Origin of the sequence: Cecembia lonarensis LW9 (genome assembly GCF_000298295.1) — a bacterium.
Taxonomy (GTDB): domain Bacteria; phylum Bacteroidota; class Bacteroidia; order Cytophagales; family Cyclobacteriaceae; genus Cecembia; species Cecembia lonarensis.
Genome location: NZ_AMGM01000350.1, coordinates 1 through 517 on the forward strand (window position 1 = coordinate 1; position 517 = coordinate 517).

Annotated in this window: 1 protein-coding gene; it reads left to right on the forward strand. The window is 56.5% G+C overall.

What is annotated here, in order from left to right:
* A partial coding sequence (locus tag B879_RS24380) for an FtsW/RodA/SpoVE family cell cycle protein (RefSeq protein WP_040401704.1) occupies positions 1–517 on the forward strand: 517 nt, incomplete at both ends.

A 517-nucleotide genomic window follows, 5' to 3' on the forward strand; every position in this document is an offset into this window, starting at 1 on the left:
ATGGGCGCCTACTACTTGGTCGGTGTCAATAGCGATGACGGGCTGAGCTCGGAATTCATCACCCAAGGCTTGGTGTTGGTCGGGTTGGCCCTGGTTTTCCACATTGCCTTGCGCATCTGGGCCCAATATGCCGACCCGGTAATACTTCCCGTGACCGTGGCCATCAACGGCATCGGCCTGGCCATGATCCACCGGATCGATCTGGCAAAAAACACCGATACCGCCATGCGGCAGATCATGTGGACCGGCGTAGCCATGGTGATTGCCATGATCGCCCTGTGGGCAATCCGTGACCACCGCGTCTTGCGAAAATTCACCTACATCGCTCTTGCCGCTTCGGTGGTACTGCTCTTGCTTCCGCTGATCCCCAAGGTCGGTGTCATCATCAACGGCGCACGGATCTGGGTGAACTTTTTCGGGCTTTCCTTCCAACCTGGCGAGCTGGCCAAGATTACCCTGGCTATATTCTTTGCCGGGTATTTATCCTCGAATCGTGAATTGATCCTGTTGGCCGGCC